Source organism: Mesorhizobium sp. M7A.F.Ca.US.005.03.2.1, assembly GCF_003997795.1.
Classification (GTDB): Bacteria; Pseudomonadota; Alphaproteobacteria; order Rhizobiales; family Rhizobiaceae; genus Mesorhizobium; species Mesorhizobium ciceri.
Genome location: NZ_RZRP01000495.1, coordinates 1 through 4,715, shown reverse-complemented (window position 1 = coordinate 4,715; position 4,715 = coordinate 1). Strand labels below are relative to the sequence as shown.

General features: G+C 67.0%; 2 protein-coding genes. Both read left to right on the top strand.

The window, feature by feature from the left end; genetic code table 11:
* The coding region (locus EN991_RS23895) for an alpha-2-macroglobulin (RefSeq protein ID WP_164769339.1) at positions 1-2,341 on the top strand (2,341 nt) is incomplete at its 5' end.
* A gap of 174 nt (positions 2,342-2,515) precedes the next feature.
* The gene (gene pbpC, locus EN991_RS23890) at positions 2,516-4,597 is read left to right on the top strand and encodes a penicillin-binding protein 1C (RefSeq protein WP_127369685.1); all 2,082 of its coding nucleotides are present in this window, start codon (positions 2,516-2,518) and stop codon (positions 4,595-4,597) included.
* The last annotated feature ends 118 nt before the right edge of the window (positions 4,598-4,715 follow it).

Genomic DNA, 4,715 nt, shown 5'->3' with positions numbered 1-4,715 from the left:
GCTGAAGGTCGATCCGGGTTCGAAGAAGCTCGCCATCACCTTGACGCCACCGGACAAGACCATGCCGCGCCAGCAGCTGTCGATCCCGGTTTCGGTCGCCGGCGTGCAGCCGGGCAGCAATGCCTATGTCATGGTTGCCGCCGTCGATGTCGGCATCCTCAACCTGACCAACTACAAGGCGCCGGATCCGGAGAACTGGTTCTTCGGCCAGCGCATGCTGGGCATGGAAATCCGCGACATCTACGGTCGCCTGATCGACGGTTCTCTGGGCAACGCCGGCAAGCTCAGGACCGGCGGCGACGGCGCCAACATGCAGGCGCAAGGCAGCCCGCCGACCGAAAAGCTTGTCGCCTTCTTTTCCGGCGTCGTCGAGCTTGACGCCGACGGCAAGGCGCGGGTCGACTTCGACATCCCGCAGTTCAACGGCACCGTGCGCGTCATGGCCGTCGCCTGGACCAAGGACGCGGTCGGCCACGCCCAGTCCGACGTGATCGTGCGCGATCCCGTGGTCATCACCGCCGGCCTGCCGCGCTTCCTGGCGCCTGGTGACGCCGCCGTTATGCGCCTCGACGTCGCCGACACCGACGGTCCGGCCGGCGACTATGCGTTCTCGATCGAAACGACGGGCGACCTGTCGACGGGCGACAAGCCCCTGCCCCAGAAGCTGACGCTCGCCCAGGGCAAGCGCCAGACGCTGACCGTGCCGCTGATCGCTCAGACGGCCGGCAATGCCTCGCTCACCATCAAGCTTGCCCATGCCGACGGTACCAAGGTCGAGCAGACGCTCTATGTGCCGGTGCGCCCGGCGCAATTACCGGTCACCACCCGCCTGGTGGTCGACCTCAAGGGCGATGGCGGCGCGCTTCGCGTCGACAAGGAGCTGCTCGCGGCAAGCCTGCTCGACGGCGCCTCTGTCAGCGTCGGCGTTTCGCAGGCTGCCGCCTTCGACGTGCCTTCGCTGCTGATGACGCTCGACCGCTACCCCTATGGGTGCGCCGAGCAGACCACCAGCCGCGCCATGCCGCTTCTCTACGTCAATGAATTGGCGTCCGGCATCGGCATGGCCAGCGATCCCGATATCCATGGCCGCATCCAGGACGCCATCTACAAGGTTCTGAGCTACCAGGCCTCGGGCGGCAGCTTCGGCCTGTGGGGCCCGGGCTCCGGCGATCTGTGGCTCGATGCCTATGTCACCGACTTCCTGACCAGGGCGCGCGAGCAGAAGTACGACGTGCCGAGCCTGGCCATGAACCAGGCGCTCAGCAACCTGCAGAACTCACTCGGCTACGACCAGAGCGTCCAGGACCGGGGCAGCGAGATCGCCTACGCCCTCTACGTTCTGGCCCGCAACAAGAAGGCCTCGATCGGCGACCTGCGCTACTATGCGGACACGCAGCTCGAAGCTTTTTCCAGCCCGATGGCCGTTGCCCAGCTGGCGGCAAGCCTGGCGCTCTACGGCGATACACCGCGTGCGGAATCGACGTTCAAGACTGCCCTGCAGTTGGCCAAGTCGACCACCGACTACGACTACTACCGCTCCGACTACGGTTCGCGGCTGCGTGATGGCGCGGCGATGCTGGCGTTGGCGGCGGAATCCAAGCCGGTACCGACAATCGTGCCGGAGCTGATCAGGCTGGTGACCAAGGAACGCGCCGAAGCCCGCTGGACCAGCACCCAGGACGAATCCTGGATGCTGCTGGCGGCCCGCGCGCTGAAAGAAGGCAATGATACGATCACGCTGACCGTCAATGGCGCGGCACATTCCGGCGGCTACTCCAACCAGGTCGAAGGCTCTGACCTTGTCGACAGCCCACTGACCATCGCCAACACCGGCAAGACCCCGCTGCAGGCCGTCGTCACCACGGTGGCGTCGCCGGTCCAGCCGCTGCCGGCCGGCGGCGACGGCTTCACAATCAGCCGCACTTACTACAAGCTCGACGGCACCGAAGCCAATGTCACGGAGGCGACTCAGAACGAACGCTATGTCGTCGTGCTCAAGGTCAACGAGCAGAACACATGGCCGTCGCGCCTGCTGGTCACCGACCTGTTGCCGGCCGGCTTCGAGATCGACAATCCCGGCCTGGTCTCCAGCGCCCAGTTGACGAACTTCTCGTGGCTTGCGCAGACCGATGCGGCCCATCTCGAATTCCGCGACGACCGTTTCGTCGCGGCATTCAACCCGGCCGACGGCGACCACGACCACAATCTGACCCTCGCCTATGTCGTGCGCGCCGTGACGCCGGGTACCTATGCGCACCCCGCGGCAACGGTGGAAGACATGTATCGGCCCCAATACTCGGCCCGCACCGCCACCGGCATGATGGAGATCAAGGCGCCGTAAGGCGCTGATGGTGATGGACGCGATGAGCAAAGTGCCCCCTCACCCGCCCTCCGCTTCGCTCGGTCGACCTCTCCCCGAGGGGAGAGGAGACGGCCAGCGCTGGCGCCAGTCTCTTCTCCCCACCGGAGAGAAGGCGGCCGCGAAGCGGCCGGATGAGGGGGCATCTTTACTGCCATGAAGATGCTTCGCAAATTCGCTGTTGGAGCGGCAGGGTGCGCCGGCATCCTCGCCCTTTCCGCCGCGTCCCTCTGGGAACTCGACCGCGCCTTCCCGCCCCCGCTTCCAGCCGAACTCACGGTCTCCACCGAAATCCAGGACCGCGATGGCCAGTTGTTGCGCGCCTTCGCCACGCCGGACGGCTACTGGCGGCTCGAAACCCGGCTCGACCAGGTCGACAAGCAATTCGTCGACATGCTGGTCACCTATGAAGACAAACGTTTCTGGGACCATGAGGGCGTCGACGTGCTGGCGCTGGCGCGCGCCGCCGGCCAGTTCGCCACCAGCGGCCACATCGTTTCCGGCGGCTCGACGCTTTCGATGCAGCTTGCCCGGCTGATCGAGCCGCGCGAAAGCCGCAGCCTCGGCTCCAAGATCAAGCAGATGCTGCGCGCCATCCAGATCGAACGGCGGCTGTCGAAACGCGAAATCCTCGAACGCTACCTGACGCTGGCGCCCTATGGCGGCAATCTGGAAGGCGTGCGCGCCGCCTCGCTGGCCTATTTCGGCAAGGAGCCGAAACGGCTCACCGTTTCCGAATCCGCCCTGCTCGTCGCCCTGCCGCAGCTGCCGGAAAAGCGGCGGCCCGACCGCAATTTGAAGATCGCCCACGCCGCCCGCGACCGGGTGCTGACCCGAATGGTCTCCTCCCGCCTGCTCGGCGAGCGCGAGGCCGCACGGGCCGCCCTCGACGATGTCTCGGACCTGCGCCGCACGCTGCCGGCGCTCGCCGCGCACGCCGCCTATGCGATGTTGCCCAAGGCCGTCCCCGGCCAGCCCTTGCAACTGACGATCCGCAAGAGCGTCCAGGAGGGGCTGGAACAGGTGGCGAGGGACGCCGCCACCAAGCTCGGCCCTCGCCTGTCGGTCGCCATGGTGCTGGCCGACTCCCGCACCGGCGACATCCTTGGCGAAGTCGGCTCGGCCAATTTCTTCGACGCCAGCCGCTCCGGCTGGATCGACATGACAAAGATCGTCCGCTCGCCCGGCTCGACGCTGAAGCCGTTCATCTACGGTCTTGCCTTCGAACAGGGCCTGGTGGCGCAGGAGACGCTGATCGATGACAGCCCTGTCGATTTCTCCGGCTACCGGCCGAAGAATTTCGACATGGGCTACCAGGGCGATGTCAGCATCCGGCAAGCGCTGCAACTGTCGCTCAACGTGCCGGCGATCCGCGTGCTCGACGCGGTCGGGCCAACGCGGCTGATGGCGCGCTTCCGCCAGGCCGGCGTCAGCCCCATACTGCCGGTCAACGAGGCGCCGGGCCTGGCCATCGGCCTTGGCGGCGTAGGCGTCACGCTGCGCGACCTCGTCCAGCTCTACACAGGGCTCGCCAATGGCGGCAAGACGCACACGCTGCATGACGGCACCGAGCCGGCCAATGCCGAGCGCACCAGCGCCACCATCCTCGACGGTCAGGCCAACTGGCAGATCATCGACATACTGTCGGGCGTCAAGCCGCCCGAGGGTGCCCTGCAGCGCGGCATTGCCTACAAGACCGGCACGTCCTACGGGTACCGCGACGCGTGGTCGGTCGGCTTCGACGGCCGCTATGTGCTCGGTGTCTGGGTCGGCCGTCCCGACGCCGGCGCGGTGCCCGGACTGTCCGGTTATGTCTCGGCCGCTCCCATCCTGTTCGACGGTTTTGTCCGCTCGGGCCTGGTCGCCGTCCCCTTGCCGGGCAAGCCGCCCGGACTGTTCAGCCCCAGGCGCGAGGACCTGCCGGTGACGCTCGCCCGCTTCGGCGCCGGAGCGGACGGCCTGGTGCAGGCGACAGTGACCGAACCCGCACCGACCATCATCTTCCCGCCCGACGGCGCCCGCGTCGATCTCGGCACCAATTCGGTCGACGCCTCGCCGCTGGTGCTGAAACTGCAAGGCGGCCGTGCGCCATTCCGCTGGCTGGCCAACGGCAAGCCGCTGGTGGGCATCGACCGTCGCCGCACCGCGACCTGGCAGCCCGACGGCGCCGGCTATTCGACGCTGACCGTCATCGACGCCGCGGGACGCGCGGCGAGCGTGAAGGTGTTTGTCGAATAGACGGCTGCAAGCGATTCGTGGAATTGGCTTTCCACAGGCTCAGCGGATAGCGGGATACTTCACCCATGCCTGTTCCGAGGCACCCCCCTCTGGCCGGCCGGCGATCTCCCCCGCAAGG